Origin of the sequence: Halorientalis salina (assembly GCF_005049285.1) — an archaeon.
Taxonomy (GTDB): Archaea; Halobacteriota; Halobacteria; order Halobacteriales; family Haloarculaceae; genus Halorientalis; species Halorientalis salina.
This window is the reverse complement of record NZ_SOSC01000001.1, coordinates 800,197-822,350: the sequence shown is the minus strand read 5'-3', so window position 1 is coordinate 822,350 and position 22,154 is coordinate 800,197. Positions and strand designations below refer to the sequence as shown.

Sequence of the window (22,154 nt, the reverse complement as noted above, 5' to 3'; positions counted from 1 at the left end):
CAACTCTCTCATCAACTGCATATGTGTTAGATAGCCGACCTCAATACAAGAATATCTATCGGGGATTCACACTGAATAACTCCTCAGTAAGCACGTACACTGAGCGTGTGATTGACTTCCATTGTTCCAGAAATTCACTACCCAGTGTGCTGTTACATAGGCACCCGCGCTGTTTCGAATCCTGATCAATCAGTCGAGGCCTTCTCGAACCGACTCGCAGGGAGGAGGAGTTCGTTGACGCCGGGGAGGTGTTTGACGTTGTAGACGATCTTGGTGTCCTCGGTGACTGGAGTGGTGATACAGGACAGGCGAATGCCGCGGTCGATGAGTTCCGGTGGGAGGACGTGGCTGGTCGGCGGCGGAATCTCGCCGTCGATGAGCGCGATGGCGCAGTTCGAGCAGGCACCGCCTCGACAGGCAAAGGGCCAGGAGAACCCGCAGTTCTCGGCGGCTTCGAGGATCGAATCGCCGGGGTCGACGTCGAAGGCCCCGTAGTCCTCGATGGGGAGGTCGGCCTCGGCCGCCTTCTCGAACAGGTCGTCGTCGGTGAGCTCCCAGCCGAAATCGTCCAGTACCTGGTAGTTGACGTACTCGACGCGGTGGGAGACTGCTCGCTGTTCCTCTTGGTCGACCTGCTGGCCGGGCGCGGTCGGGCCGGCCATCTCCCCGTCGGGGTCGTACCCGGCTTCGATCCGTTCGTAGGCCTCGCGGACGGCCTGGAACTCGCGCGCGGAACCGCCCTGGTCCGGATGGACCTCCTTGACTCGCTCGCGGTAGGCCTCCAGGACTTCGTCGTCGTCGGCGTCCGCGTCGATCCCGAGAACCTCGAATGGGGAATCCACATCGGGGCTAGGGAATTGACGCATATATTCCCTCCTCAATCCTCAAGATCTGCTGGCTACGACGAGGGGCGGTCCTCCGCGGTTCAGTCGGCCCGCGTCGACGCCCAGACGGGCAGTTCGCCCCGAATCGTCGAATCGTGTGCCCTGTCGGCCGGAGGGATAAACCCTTACACCGTCGCACGAGAGGAGCGGATATGTTCGAGAAGTCGACGTGGATTCGGCTCCCCAGAAACGTGCTGGTGGGGCACGGGGTACTGGACCAGACTGTCGACGCGGTCGCGGAGTTACACCTCACGGGACGACCGCTCGTCGTGTCGAGTCCGACGCCCAGGGAACTCGCCGGCAACCAGGTCGTCGAGGGATTCGCCGCCAACGGCCCGGACCCCGAGACGGCGCTCGTCGAAGAAGCCAGTTTCGCGGCCGTCCAGCGCATCGTCGAGCAAGCCGAGGCGGCGGACGTGGGGTTCCTGGTCGGCGTCGGCGGCGGGAAAGTCATCGACATCACGAAGATGGCGGCCGACGAGTTGGGGCTGGGATTCGTGTCGGTCCCGACGGCTGCGAGCCACGACGGCATCGTCAGCGGGCGCGGGTCGGTCCCCGAGGGGGATACGCGACACAGCGTCGCCGCGGAGCCGCCGCTGGCGGTCGTCGCCGACACGGAAATCCTGGCGAACTCGCCCTGGCGGCTGACGACGGCGGGCTGTGCCGACATCATCAGCAACTACACTGCGGTCAAGGACTGGGAACTGGCCCACCGGCTGAAAAACGTCGAGTACTCGGAGTACGCGGGCGCGCTCTCGCGGATGACCGCCGAGATGCTCGTCGAGAACTCCGATTCCATCAAACAGGGCCTGGAGGAGTCGTCCTGGATCGTCGTGAAGGCACTCGTCTCGTCGGGCGTGGCGATGTCGATCGCCGGCTCCTCGCGGCCGGCCAGCGGTGCCGAACACCTCTTTTCCCACCAGCTCGATCGACTCGCGCCCGGGACCGCGCTGCACGGTCACCAGGTCGGCGTCGGCTCGATCCTGACCGAGTACCTCCACAGCGGGGCCAAAGGCGAGTGGCGCTCGGTCCGGAACGCGCTGGCCAGTATCGGGGCACCGACGACCGCCGAGGAACTGGGTATCGACGAGGAAACGGTCCTGGAAGCGCTCACGACGGCACACGAGATCCGCGACCGCTACACGATCCTCGGGGACGGCGTCAACGAGCAGGCCGCGCGCGAAGTCGCGCGCGCGACCGGCGTCATATAACGAGTTCGCTCTCTGGCGGGTCGGCCTGCCAGTGACCGTTCGAACTCGGCGACCCGGCGGCGACCCGGGCGGACATGAGGACGACGAGCCGATAGACCGGCTCGGCATCGGGGTCGGCTTCGCTGTGGACGCCGGCGATGGTCACTTCCTGGATGGTCTCTATCCGACACTCGACGCCCGTGGACTGTCTGACGGCGCGCCGGGCTCGGTCTTCGAGCGAGTCCTCGGCCGAGATAATCTCGCCCGGGGCCGTCAGGCCGTCCCCGTTTTCGACCAGCAACACGTCGTCCTGGTCGTTGTGGACGTGCACGTCCACCCTGGCGATTCCCCGCTGACACTGCTCGACGACGCGGTCGTAGTGGTCTGCCGATACGGAGACCGTCGTCTGGCTGACCGGAAACGAGTCGTAATCCGACTCGAGCTCCGATAAGAGCTCCTCGACGTGGTCTCGCGACTTCCCAGCAACACCCATAGTAGTTGCCAGACACGCACCGGATAAAAAGGCCGCAGACATTTTTGTCCTCTACGATAGGACACAATGCCTGGTTGAAACAGGGATCGCGGAAGAGTCGTATCGAGGGCTGCGTCGACCGAAAGACTGCATCCGCATCTACGGGCCGCGAACTGGCCGATTTCGGGGACTCAGACGTGTTCGTCGAGGAAGTCGACGACGGCGGTGTAGGCTTCGATCCGGTTTTCCCGCTTGGTGATTCCGTGTCCCTCGTCCTCGAAGATCAGTTTCTCGACGGGAACGTCCCGTTCGGCCACCTCGTCGGCGATCTGTTCGGCTTCCCCGACCGGGACGCGTGGGTCGTTCGCGCCGTGGAGGACGAACAGCGGGGCCTCGATCTCGTCGGCGTGAGTGAGCGGGCTGATGGATTCGAGGAACTCCCGGTCCGATTCGAGCGAACCGTACTCGGCCTCGCGGTGTTCGCGTCGCCAGGACCCGGTGTTCTCCAGAAAGGTGACGAAGTTGGCGATGCCGACCACGTCGACGCCCGCGGCCCAGAGGTCGGGGTACTCGGTGAGCGCCGCCAGGACCATGAACCCGCCGTAGGAGCCGCCCTTGGCGACGATCCGTTCGGGGTCGACGCTCGGGTGGTCGTGGAGCCAGTCTACCCCTGCCCGGAGGTCCTTCACCGAGTCCATCCGTTTTCGCACGTCGTCTAAGTGCGTGTAGGTCTTCCCGTACCCAGAGGACCCGCGGACGTTCGGCTCGAAGACGGCGTACCCCCGCGACAGGAAGTACTGTGTCAGTCCCGAAAAGGAGGGGCGGCGCTGGCTCTCGGGGCCGCCGTGGATGTCGACGATGACGGGCGTCTCCCCGTCGGGAGCGTCCTCGGGCAGCGTGAAATACGCCGGAATCTCGCGGCCGTCGAACGACTCGACGTGAACCAGTTCGGGACCCCGGAACGACGAATCGGGGATGCCGGCCGTGGAGGCGCGGGTCCACCGGGTCGTCTCGCCGGATTCGAACTCGGTCAGATAGACGTTGGTGTTCGTCGTGCGACTCGACGCCGACAGCGCGAACGTCTCGGCGTTTGGGTCGAAACTCACGCCGCCAGCGGTGCCGTCGGGCAGGTCCGGATCGGGCACCGTCTCGTAGTCGGTCGGCCCGGTGAGCGTTCCAACTGTGAGTTCGGTGTAGCCGTCGACGTTCCGCGAGAACGCGAACCGGCCGGTCTCGTCGTCCATCGCGATGCCGTCGACGTTCCACTTTCCCCCGTCTTCGACGGTCCCGATCTCGTGGGTGTCGAGGTCGATGCGACCCAGGTAGAGCGTGTCGGCCCCGCGGTCAGTACAGCAGTAGATTCCCTCGCCATCCGGCCCCCAGGAGGGACTATTGTACCGTGCCTCCCCGTCGTGGGGCGTGACGTGGGTTCGTTCGCCGGTTTCGATGTCGAGGACGAACAGGTCCTTGTCGAAACTGGAGTGGTGTTCGGAGAGAATCAGCCGGTCGTCGTCGGGGCTCCAGCCGGCCACTACCAGCCAGCCGTCGCCCTCGTAGATCAGGTCGGCCTCCTCGCCGCGTTCGTCGCGGCCCTGCACGTAGACGTCGAAGACGGACTCGTCCCGGCGGTTGGCCGCGAAAGCGAAGCGGTCGCCGTCGTGTGACCAGCCGCCCCAGTAGTGGATGGCATCTGGGGTGTCCGTCAGCGGGTCGATGGTTCCGCTCTCGGCGTCGAGTCGGAACAGCTGGGTGAACTCGTCGCCGCCCTCGTCCATGCCGAAGGCGAGTTCGCGGCGTTCGGGCGACCACGAACAGAAGGTGACGCGCTCGTCGGAGAAGGTGCGCTGGGTAGGCCACCCACCTGGTTCGTCGAGCGTCCAGACCTGCGGCGTGCCGGTGGTGTTCATGAGGAAGGCGACCTGTTCCTCGGGACCGACGGACGCGCCGTAGGCGCTCCGGATGTTGAGATACCGCTCCAGATCGTACATGGCGGGCGGAAGTGGGCAGCGCCCTTAGTCGTTTTGCGCGGCCCGTCGAAGGACTGGTCGGCTTTCACATGCAGGGGAAAGCCGTTTGCTCGTGGTCGGCCGTGAGTGGGTATGTCCGGTGAGAACACCGACCGCGAGGAGGGCGTCGATTTCACGGACATCGAGTCCGTTCTGGGGGAGTTGTCCTACCCGACGACCAAAGACGAGTTCGTGGCCGAGTACGGCGAGAAGACGATCGGGCGGACGAACGCCGACCCGATACGGATCGCGGAACTGTTCGACGGGACGGGCGCGGACACCTTCGATTCCGACGAGGAACTCCGCCAGAGCATCCTCAATCTGATGCCCAAGGAGTCGGTGGGCCGGCAACGCTACTCGGACCGCGGCGGTTCGATTCCCGAAAAGGCCGCCGGGAACGACGAGTTCGAGAACGACGAGTCGCTGTAGTCGGGGCGCGGAAGGATGGGGATTTTTGACCGGCCCCCGCCACCTGGGGCGTATGCGGGTCGCTTTCGTGACTGAGCAGACGGTTTTCGACGACGCGACCGAGGGTCGCGAGCGACTCCACCGAATCGCGACCCAACTGGCCGATCGCGGCCACGACGTGACGGTCTTCTGTACGCGGTGGTGGCCCGACCACGACGAGTTCGAAGCGCGCGACGGCGTCACCTACCGTGCGGTCACGGACACGAAGGCGACCCCCTCGTTTCTGGCCCGCACCCCGTTTCTGCTGGCCCGCTACCGACCCGACGTGATCCACGCGGCACCCGACCCACCGAAAGCGGTAGCGGCGGCCGGCCTCGGCGGCACGCTCGCCCGCGCACCGCTGGTCGTCGAGTGGTTCGGCGACGAGGACGTGCCGGACTCGCGCTGGACGCGTCGCGCTGCCCGAAAACCCGCGACAGTGGTGACTCCTTCGGAACTGGTTCGGACCGCCGTCCGGGAGATCGGCGCGAGTACCGACAACACGCGAGTCATCCCCGAGAGCATCGACGCATCGCTCGTGGCGGACACTGAACCGGATTCGGACGCGGACATCGTCTACGCGCGGGACCTCGACTCGGACGCCAACGTCGAGACGCTGCTGTTGGGGCTGGCCGAACTCCGACAGCGCGACTGGTCGGCGACGATCATCGGTGAGGGACCCCAGCGCGAGGCCTACGAGCGGCAGGCCGCCGACCTCCGCATCGACGACAGGGTGTCGTTCGTCGGAGACCTGCCGCGCGAAGAGCGGGTTGCCGTCTACAAGGGCGCACACACGTTCGTCCACACGGCTTACACCGAGAACTTCGCGACGGAACTGCTCTGGGCGCTGGCCTGTGGCTGCGTCGGCATCGTCCAGTACCAGGCCGAATCCAGCGCCCACGAACTCATCGAACAGTACCCGCGGAGTTTCCGGGTCTCCGACGACGAGGGTATCACCGAGGCCATCGAGGACGCCGGACGGTACGAGCGACTCGACGCGGATTCGGAACTCGCGGCTACCTACGACCACGACGAGATCATCGAACGCTATCTCGACCTCTACCGGGACCTTCAGGCCGAACACGGCGTCTTTTGATCGGCCTCGGCCGTCACTCCTCGTCGTCGGCGAACGCCGACGGGTCGTCCGCGGCGGCGACGGTCCGGACGGCGGCGACGTTCGCTTCCACGTCGTGGACCCGGACGATGTCGGCACCGCGTTCGGCCGCCAGCGTCGTGCCCGCGACGGTCGCGTCCAGTCGCTCGTCCCGGTCGCGGTCGACCAGCGAGAACATCGACTTGTGGGAGTGGCCGACGAGCACCGGACAGCCCAGCGCGCCGAACTCGCCGATGCGGCCCAGCATCTCGAAGTTCTCGGCTTTCGATTTGCCGAAGCCTAAGCCGGGATCGACGATGATCTGTTCCCGGTCGAGGCCAGCCTTCTCGGCGAGCAGGACTCGTTCGGTGAGGTCGTCGATCACGTCCTCGACCACGTCGTCGTACTCCACGTCGGTGTCGGGGTCGACCGGCGCTTCGATGCTGTGCATCACGACCACGGGCACGTCGTAGTCGGCCGCGACCAGTCGCATCTCGGGGTCCTCCAGCCCCGACACGTCGTTCAAGACGTCCGCGCCGGCGTCGAGCGCGGCGGCCGCTACCTCCGCTTTCCGCGTGTCGACCGAGATCATCGCGTCCAGATCGGCGATCCGCTCGATCACCGGGACGATCCGGTCGCGCTCCTCTTCGGCCGGGACCGGTTCCGCGCCGGGCCGGGTTGACTCGCCACCGATGTCGATGATGTCGACGCCCGCCGCGACCATCTCCTCGGCGCGACCGACCGCGTCCGCGACGGCGTCGAATTCTCCACCGTCGTGGAAACTGTCGGGCGTGACGTTGAGGATGCCCATGACGGCGGTACCGTCTTCCCAGGGATAGCCGCGCTCGTCGCGACCGTGGCCCTCGATGCCGAGCGCCCCCCGAAGGTCGTCGGCCAGCGGCGAAAGGCCGTAGGGCTGGCCGTCGAGTTTGCCGGCCAGTCGCTTGTACTGGGCCAGCGTTCCCATCAGCAACACGTCGAGGTTCTCCTGGTCCTGGTCGTTCAGTCCGGAGATGGCACATTCGCCGCCCAGCGAGAGCATCTCTTCTTTCAAATACTGGGCCTGTCGGGGCTGGACGCGCGTCTTCAGCAGTCGGTGGATGGTCTTCCCGCGCATCCGCCACGCGCCGGCGTCGGTGACGTGAGTTGCCTCGATGGTCTCGCGCGCCTGGGGGATCGATTCGACTCGCTTGGGAATCTCGGTGCGCGTCCAGCGGGTCCGCGCCTCGGCGACGCAGTACAGCGATCCGGTCACGAGCACGCAGTCGTCGGCCGATGCCTCGTCGAGCGCCATCTCGAACGCGCCGGCCACGTCGCTGCGCGTCTCGACGGCGGCGTCGGGATAAGTCGATTCGAACGCACGCGCGACGACCGATTCCTCCTCGGCGCGGTCGAGATCGGGTTCGCAGGCGACGACGCCTGTCGGATCGGGCAGCGCCGCAGCGATGCCGCGGTGGTCCTTATCGCTCATCGCCCCCGCGACGACGTGGAGGTCGTCGTAGTCGAACGCCGTGAGCGTGCGCGCCAGCCCCGCTGCGCCGCCTGGATTGTGCGCCCCGTCGAGCACGACGAGCGGGTCGCGGCTCATCACCTCGAACCGCCCGGGCCAGTGGGCGTTGCGCAACCCCCGTTCGAGGTCCGACCGCGAGAGGTCGGTCACCTGTCGGGCGAGCGCCGCCGCGACGCCGGCGTTCCGGGCCTGGTGCTCCCCCAGGAGCGGGAGTCGGGTATCGACCGACCAGTCGGTACCTTCGAGCGAAACAATTGATTCGAGGCCGTCTCGGCCGCCGTACTCGACTCGAACGTCGGGGTCGCCCTCGTCGTCGACGGTGACGGTGTCGCCGGCGACCTCGCGAACGGCCGCCAGCGCGTCGCCGGTCGCGCCGGTGACCAAGGGTGTGTCGGCAGGGGCGACGTGTGCCTTGTCCCTGGCGATCTCCGCGACCGTGTCGCCGAGCAGTGCCGTGTGTTCGAGCGTGACGGTCGTGACGGCGCTGGCGACGGGGGAGACGACGCTGGTCGCGTCCTCTTTTCCGCCGATACCGACTTCGAGGATGGCCACGTCGACCTCGGCGCGTCGAAATGCCCAGAGCGCCAGTCCCGTGATCGTCTCGAAGAAGGTCGGCGCGCCGCCGTCGGCGGCACAGTCGGTGACGTACTCCCGGATCGATTCGACGTACTCGACGAGTGCGCGCTCGGTGAGTTTGCGGCCGTTGATGCGGACGCGTTCGCGCACGTCGTCGAGGTGCGGCGAGGTGTAGAGCCCGACGTCCAGGCCGGCCTCGCGGAGGACCCGTTCGGTCATCCTTGCGGTGCTGCCCTTCCCGTTGGAGCCGGCGACCTGCACACACCGGTAGTCCTCGTGTGGGTCGCCCAGTTCGTCGAGGAGGTCCCGCGTGGCCGCGGTTCCAGGTCGCGGCGGGTATCGACGGAGGTCGAACAGGAAGTTCGCCGCGTCGTGGAACTCCATACGCGGTCATCCGTGGCGGCGCGCTTTAGGCTGTCGGACTGTAGGTAGAACGAAACCGGGAACGCGATCAGGCCGGACCGATCTCGGAGATGAGACGCGACTCGATCTTCCGGAGGTGCTCGCCGACGGTGCTGGTCGAACAGTCCATGTCCGCGGCGATGTCCTCGTTGGTCGCCTGCCGGGGGATCTCGTAGTATCCCTGTTCCATCGCAACTTCCAGGACCTCTTGCTGGCGGTCGGTCAACAGCGTCGTGATGTCGACCATGTCGACGTCCCCGTTCTCGGCCTCCTCGAGCTGGATGTCGATGCTCCCCGGCCGGTTCATCGCGGCCTTGCGGATCTTGTCGGGGTCTCCGGCGACGCTCATGTGGAGGCCGCCGTCCTCGTCGATGGTGAGCGGGGGGTTGATGATGAGGTCGTACTCGTTTTTGAGCATGATGAGCGCCGTCACCATCGTGTCCGGCGTCAGGTGGACGTGGGCTCGGAGCCCGTCGTCCTCGATCTCGAAGACGTCGTAGGATAGCGCGCTCTCCTCGGCGTCGAGCAGCGACTCCAGTTTGGCAGCGTCGCCGGTGATGTGATACAACAGGACGACGGTCCCGTCGGACATCATGTCGAAGTACTCGACGCCCTTCCGAGTCATCTCGGGGTCGTCGATGATGCCCCTGTCGATGGGATTGTACGTGCCGTCCTGCGTCCGGACGACGATGTCGAACTCCCGCATGGACGGAGATTCTCAACGAGAGAACAAAAGCGGTTCGCCACTATAACGAGGGGCAACGACACCCGATACGGTACGGCGACGCGGCACGGGCCTACGGGATCAGTTCCGAGAGGACACAGGCCTCGATTTTCCGAAGGTGTTCGCCGACGGTTCCGGCCGAACAGTCCAGTTGGGACGCCAGATCCTCGTGCGTGGCCTGCCGGGGAATCGAGTAGTACCCCATCTCGACGGCTGTCTGGAGCACTTCCTGTTGGCGGTCGGTGAGCATCGTCACGAGACTGTCGCGCTGGGGTTCGTACTCGCCGATGAGTTCGAGATGGGCGTCGACGCTGTCGGGGATGTCGATGGCCGCCTGTCTGACCAGTTCCTGGGGGCCGGCGGCGGTCAGGCGGAGCGCGCCCGCCTCGTTGAACTCCAGGGGCGGGTCGATGTACAGTTTGTGCCGGTCGACGATTTCGAGCAACGCCGTGGCCGGGTCGTCCGGCTCGAAGTGAACGTGTGCGTGAAAGCCCGACTCCTCGCTGTCGAAGATGTCGTAGGAGAGTACCGACTCGTGATCGCGGTATATCTCCTGGAGTGCCTCCGAATCCCCCTGCATCAAAAAGAGCGCGACGCCCGTCCCGTCGTTGAGGAGGTTCAGGTGGAGGATCGCCTCCCGGTCGATAGCTGGATGCTGGGCCGTCAGCGTATCGATCTCGTGGAACCCCTCCTGCTCCGTCGGCGTCAGGAGCAACTGGAAATAGCGCATGCTACTCTCCCAATTCGAACCGACCTAAATATTCGTTATGAATCGACAATCAAGGGGCAACATCTGCCCGGACCGACGGGGTATCTTAAAAACACCCTCACATCCAGGGAGCTATTTGTAATGGGAACCGCGTTGTAACAATGTACAGGCATGGACGCCAGTGACAGTACTCCCGAATCAGGGGCGGGGCGGATCGACACGGACAGCACGTACTACGAGTTGTATCAGAAGTCGGTCGAACTGGGGACGTGGGACGCCGAGAAGCTGGTCGAGAAGGTGGGCTTCGAGGAGGACCGCGAAGTCTGGGAGTCGCTGGCCGACGACGAGAAAGAACAGTGGGCGCGAGTCATCTCATATTTCATCGACGGCGAACACGCGGTCGCACAGGACGCGCGACGCATCATGACCACGGTGTCGACGCCGTGGTTCGACCGCTCCATCGAAAAGGAGATGTTCGCCTCCGCGCTGGCCCTGGAGGAAGCCAAACACACGCAGTTTTTCGACCTGTACCTCTCGAACGTGATGATCGACAAGTTCCCGCAGTACGAACTCGACACCCGGCGCGGCGGCGTCCAGATCCCGCGGACGGACGCCTGCGGCGCGGGGAAGATGTTCGACCGGCAGGGCACGCTCCAGGCCCAGGCGGCCCACGGCGGCGACCCCGTCGACATCGCGCGGGCGGCGACGAACTACCACATCGGCGTCGAGGGCATCCTGGCTCGGGGCGGCTACTTCGCGAAGAACCGCATGATGCAGGAAGCACCGCTCACGCTGTTGAACAAGGGCTTCCAGTTCATCAGCACCGACGAGGGCCGACACATCACCTTCGGCCTCGAACTCCTCGAGGAACTCATCGAGAAGGAACGCCAGGGCGTGCCCGAGTACCAGGGCGTCCAGAACGCAATCTGGGAGCAGGCCGTCGAGGACATCGGCTACATCACCGACACGGGGTATTTCATCACGGGCGACATCGGCGACCCGCTGGGCGTCGACTTCGACGACCTGGTCAACCGCGGCGCGCGCCTGGCCGGCGACATGCTGTTCGACACGCTGGACATAGACAACGCGCAGCCCCGCGATTACATGCAGGCCGCCGCCGACGCCATGGAGGAGGCCCGCGACAACGATTACGGCGAGGTCATCGAGAAGTACGACCACATCTACGAGCAAAAGAAACAGGCTGCGGGTGACTGATCATGACGAAACTCACTGACATCGAGGGCACGGACTTCACCGCATCGGACGAGGAGATCGAAGCCGCCGTCGAGGACGCCGCGGCGGACCTCGGGATGGCCCCCGAAAGAGTCTCCGAGGAGGTCGCCTACATCCTCGATTCGGGCTCCGGTCGCGTGAACAACGAGGGCGTCGCGGGTGCGGCGGTGGGGTCGAACGCCGACACGCACGACGACCCACGACTGGAGGCGCTCGACGTATTCAAACTCCGACAGGAACTATGAGCGGGGCCGAACTCGAAGACGAGCCGACTGACACCGACTACGAGGTGGAACTCGTCCACGACGGCGAGACCGTCTCGCTGTCGGTTCCCGAGGACGAGTACGTGCTCGACGCGGCCGAGGACGCGGGACTGGACCTGCCCTACTCCTGCCGGCAGGGACAGTGTACGTCCTGTGTCGGGAAGCTGCTGGAGGGAGAGATCGACCAGAGCGAGGGGACTGCACTGGATCCCATGCAGGAAGCGGACGGCTACGCGCTGCTCTGTATCTCCTACCCGACATCCGACTGCCGCATCGAGACCGAGGCCCAGGACGACATGTTCGGCGGCGATCTGGACGTTTTCTAGACCGTCGTCGACACCCGAGCTCACGACGTGCTTCTCGTCGGCGCGAGCCGATCGCCGTCCCAGGTGCCGAACACTGCAGTTTCGAAGCCCCAGCTCCGAAAGCCCGATCCGTGACGTGAAACACGTTTAAACCACCTCAGATCGGAGGGATAATTTCTAAACCCTAGGGTGTAAATAATGCTGGTACACCCGTTGATACGCGAACGTGTGGCCTGGGGGTGACTCGACACCGTGCGTGTCGCACAACGGGGGAGATCTACCATGAGTGCACAACAGGAAGAAGAGACGTACGAACTCGAGGAGTACTGGCCGACGACCGCGTGGCTCGAGGTCTACGAGGCGGATCTGACCGCGAGCGAGGAACTCTCCGAGAAGATGTCCGGGTGGGGCCAGGGCTTCAACGGCGATTTCGTCTTCGAGATCAACAACCTCCCGATCGAGGAGAACACGGTCGGCGACCTGCCCGAGGAAGTCTGGTCCGCGCTCGATACGGGCATCCGCCAACTCCCCGACGGGGTGCTCGACACCGTCCTGGAGGACGCCCCGGAGGAAGTCCAGAACGGCATCGAGGAGCGGGAGGGCCCGCTCGCCGAGCGCGCCGCCAACGAACTGCTCGAAACCCGCATCGAGAACGCGCCCGACAAGGTCTGGGAGGGGCTGCGACGGGTCATGCCGGAGATCCTCAACGACCTGCTCGACGAACTCGAAGAGAACGTCACCGACGAGGGCCACGTCTACGCCTGGATCGGACTCGAAGACGGCGACTGTACCGGGACGGACACGCTGATGGAACTCGACGAGCGCGACAAGGGCTTCGTCCTCACCGGCGAGTACGAGCAGTGGGTCCGCCTGGTCACCGGCGAACTCGACGTCGTCGAGGGCATCATGTCCGGCGAACTCGAACTCGACGGTGACATGCAGAAGATCCTCCAGTACTCCGACGCCGCGTTGCTGATGACCGACGTGGCTTCCGAGACGAGCAAGCGCTTCCTCTTCTGAGGCCGCCTCCGTTTCGAGTCGGTGCGTTCGTCGCCGTCACGGCGTGTCGACAGCACTGGCTCGCCGTCAATCTTTATCCGGAATCGAACCGAAAGGACTCCCATGGGCTTTTTCAACCGCCTCGGGCGGAAAGTCGAGGGGTTCAAACAGGACGTGGAGACGGCGAAAGCCGACGAGGCCACCCACCAGTGTACCGACTGTGGGGAGTTGTTCTACAGCGACCGCGAAGCGTGTACCGCGTGTGGGGGCGACGCCATCGCAGAGCGATAGCGCTGTCGTTCTCATCGAACCCCGGTGAATGCCGGCCCGAACGCCGGAATCAGCGATTTCCGACGTGAGCGTCGAACCGGCATATAAAACCACCTCACATCCGACGGGGCACGCTCAGGGGGGTTCCGACCCAAGGAACGGGTAGCCATCGGCCACCAGTGGGGTGGCCCGGTGGGGAATGGGACGACTATGACCGAGGAACTCGTCGATCGGATCGAAGCATCGCTCGAAAAAGACGAAGCGCAGTTGAAAACGGACCTCCCCGGGCTGCTCGAAGACATCGACGGCCGGGAGCGTCAACTCATCGCCGACAACCCCGAGGTGTTCTCGCGGGTCGTCGGGCGCATGGAAGCCATCGACATCGAGGGCTTCTACGCGGACGAACCTGAGGCTGCCGACCGGTTCCAGGACCTCCTGTGGACCGGCGTGAACCTCCTGGTCGAGGACACTCCGGCCATCAGAGAGCAGATCACGACCGACATCACGGCCAACTTCGAGGCCGACGACTGCCCGATGGAGGGCCACCTCCAGGTCGATGCCGCCGAGGAGACCGTCACGGGCGGCGCGGGACTGGCCGAGGAGGCTGACCTGACGCTTTCCGGGCCGGCCGACACTTTGACGGCGCTCATCACTGGCGGGACCGACCCGATCCAGGGCTTCATGACCCAGGAGTACGAACTGGACGGCTCCGTCCAGAAGGGCACGCAACTGGCGTCCGTGATGGGGGAGATCACCGAGTCGGTCCCGAACAGCCATGCAGCTGACTGACTCTCAGCGGTCGTTCAGGGACGACCTCCGGGGCTATCTGGAAGCCGAGGTCGAACCGGTGGTCGACGAGGCCGACCGGGAGCCGTTCACGCGCGAGGAGATGGTGCGGTACATCAAGGACCTCCAGGAACTGGGCGTCGGATTCGACCCCGAGACGGCCCAGGACTTCTTCGGGGACCTGCGCCGCTTCGCCATCGTCTCCGAGGAGGTCAGTTACGTCTGGCCGAGCCTCAACGTCGGCCTGCTGATGAGCTTCCCGGCCGTGTTCGTCGAACACGCCGCCGACGTCACCCGGGAGAACCAGCTCTCGAAACTCGAAACCGGCGAGTGCATCGGCTCGCTGGCCGTCACCGAACCGGAGGGCGGCTCCGACACCGCTCGGCCCCGCACGACCGCACGCAAGGACGGCGACGAGTACGTCCTCGAAGGCGAGAAAACGTGGGTCGGCAACGCGCCCATCGCGGACGTGTCGCTTGTGGTCGCCGAGGACGAGGACAGCGGCGCACAGGACATGTTCCTGGTCGACCGCGAGTACTCCGACTACGAGGCCGAGACCCTGAACAAACTCGGCTGGAAGGCGGTCAACAACGGCCGAATGTATCTGGACGGTGTACGCGTCCCCGAGGAGAACAAGCTCTCGACGATCATCGGGAACGCCCTGCGGGAGGGTAATCACATCACCGACGTGGTGCCGTTCCCCGAATCGGTCGCGGAGCTGTTCTTCGAGCAGAAGGCCCTGAACGCGACGTTCTCCTTTATGCGGACCGGCATGTCGTACATGTCGGTCGGCATCATGCAGGCCGCCTTCGACGAGGCCATCGAGTACGTCACCGAACGGGAGACCTTCGGCAAACCGATCGCCGAACACCAGCTCGTCCAGGAACTGCTCTACGACATCCGGGTGAACCTCGAAACCTCGCGCCAGCTCTCCCGGCGCGCCCTCGAAGCGCTCGAACGCGGTTCCTCGGACGCCCGCCTCATGTCCTCGATGGCGAAGGGCTACACCGCCGAGAAGGCCGTCGAGGCGACCTCCGACGCGCTCCAGATCCACGGCGGCGAGGGGCTCAAGACCGAGAACCGACTGGAGCGGTACTTCCGGGACGCTCGCGTGATGTCCATCCCGGACGGCACCACCGAGATCCAGAAGCTCATCGTCGGGAAGGAACTCACCGGCCACTCGGCCTACAACTGACCGCCGGTTCCGGAGCAGAACCCCCCAACACCACAGCGGATCCCCAACACCACTCTCACTCTCGGTCGGTTGCCACACGCAACCGATCGCTGTTCGAGTTCTCGGTCGGTTTCGAAACAGCGGCCGAAATATAGCGCGAGCAAACATTCGTCTCCACAAAGCACTTTCGTCACACGTCGAGAGTGGATACCGTGAACCGGCGCACCCTCTGTTCGACGATCTGTGTCACGCTGATCGGGGCGTCTGGCTGTCTCACAGACGAGCGAACTCCAACAACAGTGGAGCCAGCAACCGGTAGCTCGGATTCTCGGTCGCCTACAACGACGGGGGCACCGGGCACTCGCTCCTCGGCTCGCGATGACTCACAGCGCTCGGACGGTTTTCCGTACGGAACTGACTGCCCAGCGCGTGGCGTTTTGTGGGTATCGCTTCCCGAGACGGATCCGGCAACTGAAACCGTGCTCGATGCGGCGAACGACGGACTCCTCGAAAACGAACATCTGGCCGCGGCGCTCAGGCAGGCCGCCGATGCTCATGCGGAGTCCCGGAATGAGAACCGTCAGGACGGAAGCGAGCTTGCGAGGGTGAGCAACGAAGCCATGCTCTCGACGTCCGACGAGATCGAGGCGAAAATCGGGTACGCAGAACGGACCTACGTCGAATACAGGGGCGTCACGTACTCTATGGAGTTTCTCGTCATGGAATGCTAATACTCTCCATACGGTCGGCGGAACGCACCGGTCGACTACGCCTCGACCGCGTCGCCGCCGAGTCTCTCGACGACGAACTTCATCCCGACCAGCGCGACCATGCCGACGAGCGGCGCGATTCGGGGCGGTTCCGACGGTTCGTCGCTCGTCTCCGAGGCCCGCGCACCCAGCGGCGTCGTTCGCGTCGAGGGCGTATCCCCAGTCACTGATTCCTCCGGGGTCGCGGACTCGTCGTCGGGTTCTCCTTTCGGCTCCTCGTCAGCCAGCGGCGTCTCGACCGTTCCGTCGGGTTCCGGTGGCGAGTCCTCGGGTTCGGCGATCACCGTTTCGACGTCCACGTCGTCCGTTTCGTCGGCAGTTGCCACGTCCGCCGCGTCAAGATCTTCCGTGTCCGTCGTCGCTGCCACGTCACCCTCGGTGGCTGTTTCTACGCGCTCGTCCGTCACGTCGGTCACCCCTGGCTCGTCCGGCGTCTCCGCTCGGTCTGCCTCCGCCCCTCGGCTCCGCAGTTTATCGAGGACGAGTCGACCGACGACGCCGGCCGTCGCCAGGCCGAGTCCCGCCAGCGTCACGACTGTCAACCCGAGCGTCAGTTTGTCGCCGTCAGCGTCGTCGACGCCCGGTAACGCGTCGGCGTCGGGTCGCACGTCGGGCACGTCGACCGGTACGTCCGGTGTTCCCACTGACGGCGGATTCGGTAGCCCGTCGGGACGACCCGGCAGGCGGTCGCGGAGCGAGTCGGGCAGGCGACCGGTGAGCTTCGAGAGTACCATATCTGACCGTACAGTCGGCTGGTTCAAATCAGTTGGCACGCAAGAAACGATGGCTGTGTGACGCCCTCACACGAGTTCGGCGATCGCGAACAGCAACTCCGTTGCGACCAGCATGACCACACCCACGACCATCAGGCCGGCCGGGAGTAGCAGCAGGCCGGAATCGGTCAGTAGCCACAGACCGAGTCCGGTGAGGACCAGCAGGAGGCCGACGGCGCGAAGCACCCACGAGACGATGCCATCGAGTCCGAACTCCTCGGCGACCTCGAAGACTTCGAGTGCTTCCTCCATAGCACCCCGTTTGTACCGAGCCTCTTCGGATAAAATCAATGGCCGAAACTGGGTGCCGTGTGGCGATCAGCGGTCAGTCGTGTCGGAACGCGCGACTGCCCGTAAAGACCATCGCCATGTCGTGTTCGTCCGCGGCCTCGATGACGTCCTCGTCGTTGACCGACCCGCCGGGCTGGACGACGGCCTCGATGCCGGCTTCCGCGGCGGCCTCGATGCCGTCCGGGAACGGGAAGAAGGCGTCCGAGGCCATGACCGCGCCCTCTGCGGACTTGCCCTCGGCGTCCTTCTCGGCTTTCATCTTCGCGATCTCGACGGCGTCGACCCGTGAGACCTGCCCGGCACCGACGCCCACGGTCTCGGTTCCTTTCGCGAACACGATGGCGTTGGACTTGACGTGTTTGATCGTCTGCCAGGCGAACTGCATCGCCTCCAGTTGCTCGTCGGTCGGTTCGCGCTCGGTGACGACCTCCAGGTCCTCGCGGGCCGGGGCCTGCTGGTCGCGCTCCTGGACGAGCGTCCCGCCGACGAGGTCCTTCTCGGTCACCGGTTCAGTCGGCTCGAAGGACCCCTCGATGTCGAGCACCCGGAGCTTTTCCTTCTCGCCGAGCACGTCGAGGGCGTCGTCGGTGTAGCCCGGTGCGACCACGACTTCCTTGTAGGACTCGATGATCTGCTCGGCCGTCGCCGCGTCGCACTCGCGATTGAGGGCGACGATACCGCCGAACGCGCTCTTTGCGTCAGTCGAGAGCGCGTCGGCGTAGGCCTCGGCGACCGTGTCGGCCACCGCACAGCCTGCAGGGTTGGTGTGCTTGATGACTGCCGCGGCCGGCTCGTCGAACTCCTTGATCAGGTTGAGGGCGGCGTCGGCGTCGTTGTAGTTGTTGTACCCCATTCCCTTCTCGGCGTCGTTGACCTCGGGGGCCTGCACAACGCTGGCCTCTTCGCAGGTCACGTCGGCGTAGAGTGCGGCGTCCTGATGGGGGTTTTCCCCGTATCTGAGGTCTGCATGGCGGTCCTCGCTCGTCACGCGTCGCTGGGGCAGGTCGCCGCCATCGTCGCCCTCGACGTGGACCTGGTTTGCCTCCCAGTCGATGTCGACGCGACCTTCCGCGAACCAGCGGACTGCTCGCGGGTACGCTTTCATTTCGCCCTGATGGAGCACGCGATCTTGCAGGTCTTCTTTCGTGTCCCCTTCGTAGACCGGGATCGGCTCCTGGGTGACGACGGGGCCGCCGTCGACCTCCGCCTCGATGAGCGAGCCGTCCTCGGCGACGGCGTTCGTGACGGCGTGGACGGTACAGCCGACCACGTCGACGCCGTACTCCAGGGCGTCGCCCCAGGCGTCCATCCCGGGGAAGGCGGGCAGCAGCGAGGGGTGAACGTTCAGCGTCGTTGGCATCGGATCGAGGAACGTCTCCGAGACCACGCGCATGTACCCGTCGAGACAGACGAGGTCGAAGTCGTAGTCGGACAGGGCCTCGACGACCCGTTCTTCGTGTTCGCGACGACTTTCGTCGTCGCCCTGGACGACGGTTTCGGCGGGAATTCCCCGTTTCTCGGCTTTTTCGACGACCGGTGCGTCCTCGGAGTTCGTGAGGACGACGGCGAGTTCGGCCCCGCCGGGTGCCAGGTCGTGGACGTTCATGAGATTGCGACCGCGGTTGCTGGCCAGTCCCGCTACCTTCATACCCGGAGGGGCGGTGGCCGGCCGCAAATGCGTTGCGAATCGGCCGGGGACCCCATCTCCATTGCACGATAGCAGTGCCGTAGCTCTCCGGTTTCTCGGAAACGTGGTGTGGGGGAGAAAGACGGGAAATGAGAGAGGGGAGTGCTCGATGGGGTATGCGGTCGCCCCAGCGGTGTGTCTTGCACAAAACATTATCATTGTTTCGGTATCTGCCACCACAGGTTAACAGCGTTATGCGATTCGGTGATTTTATGACTCGTGTAATTCTGGGATTGGGTATGGTTGACAGTACTGACGCGGCCGAGAGGGGGCGATCGGTCGATGACGGCGCGTGACGACCGGGACATCGAGGACCTCATCGAGCAGGTCCGGGCGGCTAAGGCGGCGGTCGCCGACGCGGGGCGGGAGGCAGCGGTCGCCAGCCAGCACGAGGCGGGGAAGCTGACGGCCCGCGAGCGTATCGACTACCTCTGTGACGAGGGCACGTTCGACGAACTCGGCCAGTTGGCCTCGCCAGCACCGACGACGCCCGAAACCGTCGACTGGGAACGCGAGGACGCCCCGGCGGACGGCGTCGTCACCGGTATCGGCGACGTGGACGGGCGACCCGTGGCACTCATCGCGACGGACTTCACCGTCAAGGGCGGATCGATCGGCCACACCGGCGGCCGGAAGATGGACCGCGTCTCCGACCTGGCCTTAGAGCGGGGCTACCCGCTGGTGATGCTCCACGACGGCGGCGGCCACCGGATTCAGGAGGGTCTCGACGCACGACCGTTCGCGCGTGGCGACGCCGGCTTCGCCAACAAGCAGGAAACGATGTCCGGCTGGGTTCCCCAGGTATCGGCGATGATGGGGCCGGGATTTGCGGCCGCGACCAACTTCGCCGCGCTCTCGGATTTCGTCCCGATGGTCGAGGGCACGTCGACCATGGGCGTGGCCGGTCCCTCACTCGTCGAGGCCGCACTCGGCGTCGACATGACCAAACAGGAACTGGGCGGTGCGGGGGTCCAGACCACCGAAACCGGGATGGCCGATCTGGCCTGCGAGAGCGACGAGGACTGCCTGGACGCCATCGAGTCCTTCCTCTCGTATCTCCCCCGCAACGCCGAGGCCTCGCCGCCGACCGTCGAGGACTGGGACCCGCCGAGCGACGCCGCGGTCGACGGACTCACCGAGGTGATGCCGGCCGACAGGACCAAGGGCTACGACATCTACGAGATCGTTACCGGGATCGTCGATCGGGATTCCTTTTTCGAGTTGAAGCCGACCTACGGCCGCAACATCGTCACTGGATTCGCCCGGATGGCGGGGCGGCCGGTCGGCGTCGTCGCCAACAACCCACGGAGCAAAGCCGGGACGATCGACACCGCCGCCTCGGACAAGGCCTCGCACTTCGTCTCGATGTGCGACGCGTTCGGCCTGCCGATCGTCACGCTCGTCGACGTCCCGGGTATCCTCCCCGGGCCGGACTCCGAACAGGACGGCATCGCCCGTCACTGCGCGAAACTCCCCTTCGAGTTGAACCGCGCGACCGTCCCGAAGTGCAACGTCGTCCTCCGGCGGGGCTACGGCTTCGGCTACGTCGCCATGGGCGGCGGCCGCTCGACGGACAACGACCTCACCGTCGTCTGGCCGACGGCCGAACTCGCCGCGATGGGTATCGAGGGGGCCGTCGACATCGCCTACCGCCGGAAGATCCAGGAGGCGGACGACCCCGAAGCCGCACGCGAAGCGATGATCGCGGAGTTCACCGACCGAACCAACGCCATCCGCGCCACCGAACACGTCGGCGTCGACGAGGTGATCGAACCCGACGAGACGCGCGGGCGGATCGTCCGTGCGCTGGAACGGGCCGAGGACCACGCCGACGACTGGCCGCCAAAAAAGCACTCTATCAACCCGATCTGAGCCTTCCACGGCCCTGCAAGCGCAGGCCGTGGTCCCTTCCGTGGTGGGAGTCTCCGTTTCGTATGGTCCACCTCAACCGGAAGACCGTCTCAGATATCGGAATTATCTCGACGATCGTCGACGCGGCCATGGAGTTCGCTCGCGGTCGCCCGAAGAGCGGCGCGATGCTGCTCGGTGCCGCGGCCCTGTCGCGTCGGGTCCCGGGGCTCGGGTTCGCCGTCTCGGCACTCCTGCGCGTCTACCGCCGACTGCGCTGAATCCGCTCGCGGGGCTTCGACATTCCTTTTAGCCGCTGTCACCCACCGAGCAGTATGACCACCCGAGAGACAGTCGACGCAGTCTCGCCCCTCGACGGGCGCTACGCCCGCTACACGGAACCGCTGGTTCCCTACGCGAGCGAGCGCGCCCTCATGCGAGCACGCACGCAGGTCGAGGTCGAGTATCTGATCGCCCTCGCCGACCTCGACGCGACCCCGCTGACCATCGACGACGGTCAGCGCGACCACCTCCGGAGCCTGTACGAGGCGTTCGACATCGACGACGCCGAGATCGTCAAACAGCTCGAAACCCAGGGCTGGAAGGAGTACTCGGCGACCAATCACGACGTCAAGGCCATCGAGTACTTCGTTCGCGAGCACCTCCCCGAGGGGCTGGACGCCGGCCAGTGGATCCACTTCGGACTCACCAGCGAGGACGTGAACAACCTCGCCTACCGGCTGCTGGTCAAACCCGCCGTCGCCGAAGTGGTCGTTCCCGAACTCCGCGAACTGCGGGACTCGCTGACCGAGATGGCCCAGAACCACCGCGACCTCCCGATGCTCGCGCGCACCCACGGCCAGCCCGCGACACCCACCACCTTCGGGAAGGAACTGGCCGTTTACGCCGCTCGGTTGGGGCGTGCACTCGGCCGAATCGCTGATGCCCTCGGCGGTATCGAAGGCAAGCTCGCGGGTGCCTCGGGAACCTACGCCGCCCATCACGCCGCCTACCCCGACGTGGACTGGCAGGCGTTCGCCGCTGGGTTCGTCGACCGACTCGGCCTCGAACACGCCCCGCTCACGACGCAGGTCAACCCCTGTGACGATCTCGCGGAGCTGTTCGACGCGCTCCGCGGCGCCAACAACGTCCTGCTCGATCTGAATCTGGACATGTGGCTGTACGTCTCGGATCGGTATCTGGGTCAGGAGACCGTCGAAGGGGAGACGGGGTCGTCGACGATGCCCCACAAGGTCAATCCCATCGACTTCGAGAACAGCGAGGGGAACCTCTCGAAGGCCAACTCCGATCTGACCTTCCTGGGCGACTACGTGACGAAGTCGCGTCTCCAGCGGGACCTCTCTGATTCGACGGTCAAGCGCAACATGGGGGCAGCGCTCTCCCACTGTCTCATCGGGTACGGGAAGTGCCAGAACGGGCTCGGAAAGGTCGTGCCCAACGAGCAGGTCATGCGCGACGACCTGGCGGACACGCCGGAGATCATCGGCGAGGCGGTCCAGACGATCCTCCGTCGGGAAGGGCACGACGACGCCTACGAGCAGGTCAAAGACCTCACACGTGGGCAACGGGTCACCATCGAGGACTTCCGCGACCTGTTCGACGACCTGGACGTGAGCGAGGACGTGCGTGAGCAACTCCACGCCCTGACGCCGGCGGGATACGTGGGTGTCGCGAGCGAACTGGTCGAGGAATCGACCGAGGAGTGAGGGCTGGGACCTGTC

The 22,154-nt window shown here is 65.3% G+C and carries 23 protein-coding genes; 14 read left to right on the top strand and 9 right to left on the bottom strand.

All coding sequences use genetic code 11. The annotated features are described in order from the left end of the window. Positions 1-185: 185 nt before the first annotated feature. The gene (gene fer / locus E2481_RS04280; RefSeq protein ID WP_136715879.1) at positions 186-842 is read right to left on the bottom strand and encodes a ferredoxin Fer; all 657 of its coding nucleotides are present in this window, start codon (positions 840-842) and stop codon (positions 186-188) included. 194 nt (positions 843-1,036) lie between these two features. On the opposite strand from fer, the gene E2481_RS04275 reads away from it, so the two are divergent. Next, positions 1,037-2,095, top strand: coding sequence for an NAD(P)-dependent glycerol-1-phosphate dehydrogenase (locus E2481_RS04275; protein ID WP_136715878.1), 1,059 nt, complete (start codon positions 1,037-1,039; stop codon positions 2,093-2,095). Here the strand turns inward: E2481_RS04275 and E2481_RS04270 are convergent. Continuing rightward, entirely contained in the window at positions 2,088-2,567 is a 480-nt protein-coding gene (locus E2481_RS04270) for a hypothetical protein (RefSeq protein ID WP_136715877.1), read from the bottom strand. The genes E2481_RS04275 and E2481_RS04270 overlap by 8 nt on opposite strands. Before the next feature lie 170 nt (positions 2,568-2,737). Continuing rightward, positions 2,738-4,534, bottom strand: a complete 1,797-nt coding sequence (locus E2481_RS04265) for a S9 family peptidase (RefSeq protein ID WP_136715876.1) — start codon at positions 4,532-4,534, stop codon at positions 2,738-2,740. 111 nt (positions 4,535-4,645) lie between these two features. Between E2481_RS04265 and E2481_RS04260 the strand changes: the two genes are divergently transcribed. Then, positions 4,646-4,981, top strand: a complete 336-nt coding sequence (locus E2481_RS04260; protein WP_136715875.1) for a DUF5789 family protein — start codon at positions 4,646-4,648, stop codon at positions 4,979-4,981. Positions 4,982-5,033: 52 nt separating this feature from the next. Then, positions 5,034-6,095, top strand: coding sequence for a glycosyltransferase family 4 protein (locus tag E2481_RS04255; protein WP_136715874.1), 1,062 nt, complete (start codon positions 5,034-5,036; stop codon positions 6,093-6,095). Between the two features lie 13 nt (positions 6,096-6,108). Here E2481_RS04255 and folP read toward each other — a convergent pair whose 3' ends face one another. The 3 genes from folP to E2481_RS04240 all read right to left on the bottom strand — a co-directional run bounded on the left by folP (position 6,109) and on the right by E2481_RS04240 (position 10,034). Next, a complete protein-coding gene (gene folP / locus E2481_RS04250) occupies positions 6,109-8,562 on the bottom strand; it encodes a dihydropteroate synthase (RefSeq protein WP_136715873.1) in 2,454 nt (817 codons plus the stop codon). 67 nt (positions 8,563-8,629) lie between these two features. Next, on the bottom strand, positions 8,630-9,286 hold the full coding sequence (locus E2481_RS04245; protein ID WP_136715872.1) for a helix-turn-helix domain-containing protein: 657 nt from the start codon (positions 9,284-9,286) through the stop codon (positions 8,630-8,632). A 91-nt stretch (positions 9,287-9,377) separates the two neighbouring features. Beyond that, positions 9,378-10,034 carry a helix-turn-helix domain-containing protein gene (locus E2481_RS04240; protein WP_136715871.1) on the bottom strand — a complete coding sequence of 219 codons (657 nt, stop codon included), beginning with the start codon at positions 10,032-10,034 and terminating at the stop codon, positions 9,378-9,380. Between the two features lie 150 nt (positions 10,035-10,184). Between E2481_RS04240 and E2481_RS04235 the strand changes: the two genes are divergently transcribed. The 8 genes from E2481_RS04235 (at position 10,185) to E2481_RS04205 (ending at position 15,774) form a co-directional block, all read left to right on the top strand. After that, positions 10,185-11,228, top strand: a complete 1,044-nt coding sequence (locus E2481_RS04235; protein WP_136715870.1) for a ribonucleotide-diphosphate reductase subunit beta — start codon at positions 10,185-10,187, stop codon at positions 11,226-11,228. Positions 11,229-11,230: 2 nt separating this feature from the next. Continuing rightward, positions 11,231-11,491: a hypothetical protein gene (locus E2481_RS04230; protein ID WP_136715869.1), complete on the top strand. Its 261-nt coding sequence runs from the start codon at positions 11,231-11,233 to the stop codon at positions 11,489-11,491. Continuing rightward, on the top strand, positions 11,488-11,835 hold the full coding sequence (locus E2481_RS04225; protein WP_136715868.1) for a 2Fe-2S iron-sulfur cluster-binding protein: 348 nt from the start codon (positions 11,488-11,490) through the stop codon (positions 11,833-11,835). Before E2481_RS04230 ends, E2481_RS04225 begins: the two co-directional genes overlap by 4 nt. A gap of 261 nt (positions 11,836-12,096) precedes the next feature. Then, complete coding sequence (locus E2481_RS04220; RefSeq protein ID WP_136715867.1) at positions 12,097-12,834, top strand: SCP2 sterol-binding domain-containing protein; 738 nt, start codon at positions 12,097-12,099, stop codon at positions 12,832-12,834. Positions 12,835-12,936: 102 nt separating this feature from the next. Beyond that, positions 12,937-13,104 (top strand): zinc ribbon domain-containing protein, encoded by a 168-nt coding sequence (locus E2481_RS18560; protein WP_169302367.1) that lies wholly within the window; start codon positions 12,937-12,939, stop codon positions 13,102-13,104. A 189-nt stretch (positions 13,105-13,293) separates the two neighbouring features. Further along, entirely contained in the window at positions 13,294-13,872 is a 579-nt protein-coding gene (locus E2481_RS04215; RefSeq protein WP_136715866.1) for an SCP2 sterol-binding domain-containing protein, read from the top strand. After that, on the top strand, positions 13,859-15,064 hold the full coding sequence (locus E2481_RS04210) for an acyl-CoA dehydrogenase family protein (protein WP_136715865.1): 1,206 nt from the start codon (positions 13,859-13,861) through the stop codon (positions 15,062-15,064). The genes E2481_RS04215 and E2481_RS04210 overlap by 14 nt, the downstream gene beginning before the upstream one ends. A 458-nt stretch (positions 15,065-15,522) precedes the next feature. Further along, positions 15,523-15,774, top strand: a complete 252-nt coding sequence (locus tag E2481_RS04205; protein ID WP_136715864.1) for a hypothetical protein — start codon at positions 15,523-15,525, stop codon at positions 15,772-15,774. Between the two features lie 35 nt (positions 15,775-15,809). On the opposite strand, the gene E2481_RS04200 is transcribed toward E2481_RS04205, so the two are convergent. The 3 genes from E2481_RS04200 to purH form a co-directional block, all read right to left on the bottom strand. Further along, positions 15,810-16,547 (bottom strand): hypothetical protein, encoded by a 738-nt coding sequence (locus E2481_RS04200; RefSeq protein WP_136715863.1) that lies wholly within the window; start codon positions 16,545-16,547, stop codon positions 15,810-15,812. A 66-nt stretch (positions 16,548-16,613) separates the two neighbouring features. Further along, positions 16,614-16,838, bottom strand: coding sequence for a hypothetical protein (locus E2481_RS04195; RefSeq protein ID WP_136715862.1), 225 nt, complete (start codon positions 16,836-16,838; stop codon positions 16,614-16,616). Positions 16,839-16,911: 73 nt separating this feature from the next. Continuing rightward, positions 16,912-18,525: a bifunctional phosphoribosylaminoimidazolecarboxamide formyltransferase/IMP cyclohydrolase gene (gene purH, locus E2481_RS04190; RefSeq protein ID WP_136715861.1), complete on the bottom strand. Its 1,614-nt coding sequence runs from the start codon at positions 18,523-18,525 to the stop codon at positions 16,912-16,914. A gap of 321 nt (positions 18,526-18,846) precedes the next feature. Between purH and E2481_RS04185 the strand changes: the two genes are divergently transcribed. The 3 genes from E2481_RS04185 to purB all read left to right on the top strand — a co-directional run bounded on the left by E2481_RS04185 (position 18,847) and on the right by purB (position 22,139). Next, positions 18,847-20,436 carry an acyl-CoA carboxylase subunit beta gene (locus E2481_RS04185; protein ID WP_136715860.1) on the top strand — a complete coding sequence of 530 codons (1,590 nt, stop codon included), beginning with the start codon at positions 18,847-18,849 and terminating at the stop codon, positions 20,434-20,436. 62 nt (positions 20,437-20,498) lie between these two features. Next, positions 20,499-20,693, top strand: a complete 195-nt coding sequence (locus tag E2481_RS04180) for a hypothetical protein (RefSeq protein WP_136715859.1) — start codon at positions 20,499-20,501, stop codon at positions 20,691-20,693. Between the two features lie 54 nt (positions 20,694-20,747). Next, entirely contained in the window at positions 20,748-22,139 is a 1,392-nt protein-coding gene (gene purB / locus E2481_RS04175; protein WP_136715858.1) for an adenylosuccinate lyase, read from the top strand. Positions 22,140-22,154: the final 15 nt, after the last annotated feature.

Excerpts from the sequence above, each read along its gene's own strand:
- E2481_RS04210 (WP_136715865.1), top strand. The coding sequence starts at position 13,859 with ATGCAGCTGACTGACTCTCAGCGGTCGTTCAGGGACGACCTCCGGGGC.
- E2481_RS04225 (WP_136715868.1), top strand. The coding sequence starts at position 11,488 with ATGAGCGGGGCCGAACTCGAAGACGAGCCGACTGACACCGACTACGAG.
- E2481_RS04265 (WP_136715876.1), bottom strand. The coding sequence starts at position 4,534 with ATGTACGATCTGGAGCGGTATCTCAACATCCGGAGCGCCTACGGCGCG.
- E2481_RS04220 (WP_136715867.1), top strand. The coding sequence starts at position 12,097 with ATGAGTGCACAACAGGAAGAAGAGACGTACGAACTCGAGGAGTACTGG.
- E2481_RS04275 (WP_136715878.1), top strand. The coding sequence starts at position 1,037 with ATGTTCGAGAAGTCGACGTGGATTCGGCTCCCCAGAAACGTGCTGGTG.
- E2481_RS04270 (WP_136715877.1), bottom strand. The coding sequence starts at position 2,567 with ATGGGTGTTGCTGGGAAGTCGCGAGACCACGTCGAGGAGCTCTTATCG.
- E2481_RS04230 (WP_136715869.1), top strand. The coding sequence starts at position 11,231 with ATGACGAAACTCACTGACATCGAGGGCACGGACTTCACCGCATCGGAC.
- purH (WP_136715861.1), bottom strand. The coding sequence starts at position 18,525 with ATGAAGGTAGCGGGACTGGCCAGCAACCGCGGTCGCAATCTCATGAAC.
- E2481_RS04215 (WP_136715866.1), top strand. The coding sequence starts at position 13,294 with ATGACCGAGGAACTCGTCGATCGGATCGAAGCATCGCTCGAAAAAGAC.
- E2481_RS04185 (WP_136715860.1), top strand. The coding sequence starts at position 18,847 with ATGACGGCGCGTGACGACCGGGACATCGAGGACCTCATCGAGCAGGTC.
- E2481_RS04245 (WP_136715872.1), bottom strand. The coding sequence starts at position 9,286 with ATGCGGGAGTTCGACATCGTCGTCCGGACGCAGGACGGCACGTACAAT.
- E2481_RS04195 (WP_136715862.1), bottom strand. The coding sequence starts at position 16,838 with ATGGAGGAAGCACTCGAAGTCTTCGAGGTCGCCGAGGAGTTCGGACTC.
- E2481_RS18560 (WP_169302367.1), top strand. The coding sequence starts at position 12,937 with ATGGGCTTTTTCAACCGCCTCGGGCGGAAAGTCGAGGGGTTCAAACAG.
- E2481_RS04200 (WP_136715863.1), bottom strand. The coding sequence starts at position 16,547 with ATGGTACTCTCGAAGCTCACCGGTCGCCTGCCCGACTCGCTCCGCGAC.
- purB (WP_136715858.1), top strand. The coding sequence starts at position 20,748 with ATGACCACCCGAGAGACAGTCGACGCAGTCTCGCCCCTCGACGGGCGC.
- folP (WP_136715873.1), bottom strand. The coding sequence starts at position 8,562 with ATGGAGTTCCACGACGCGGCGAACTTCCTGTTCGACCTCCGTCGATAC.
- E2481_RS04240 (WP_136715871.1), bottom strand. The coding sequence starts at position 10,034 with ATGCGCTATTTCCAGTTGCTCCTGACGCCGACGGAGCAGGAGGGGTTC.
- E2481_RS04180 (WP_136715859.1), top strand. The coding sequence starts at position 20,499 with ATGGTCCACCTCAACCGGAAGACCGTCTCAGATATCGGAATTATCTCG.
- E2481_RS04235 (WP_136715870.1), top strand. The coding sequence starts at position 10,185 with ATGGACGCCAGTGACAGTACTCCCGAATCAGGGGCGGGGCGGATCGAC.
- E2481_RS04260 (WP_136715875.1), top strand. The coding sequence starts at position 4,646 with ATGTCCGGTGAGAACACCGACCGCGAGGAGGGCGTCGATTTCACGGAC.
- E2481_RS04255 (WP_136715874.1), top strand. The coding sequence starts at position 5,034 with ATGCGGGTCGCTTTCGTGACTGAGCAGACGGTTTTCGACGACGCGACC.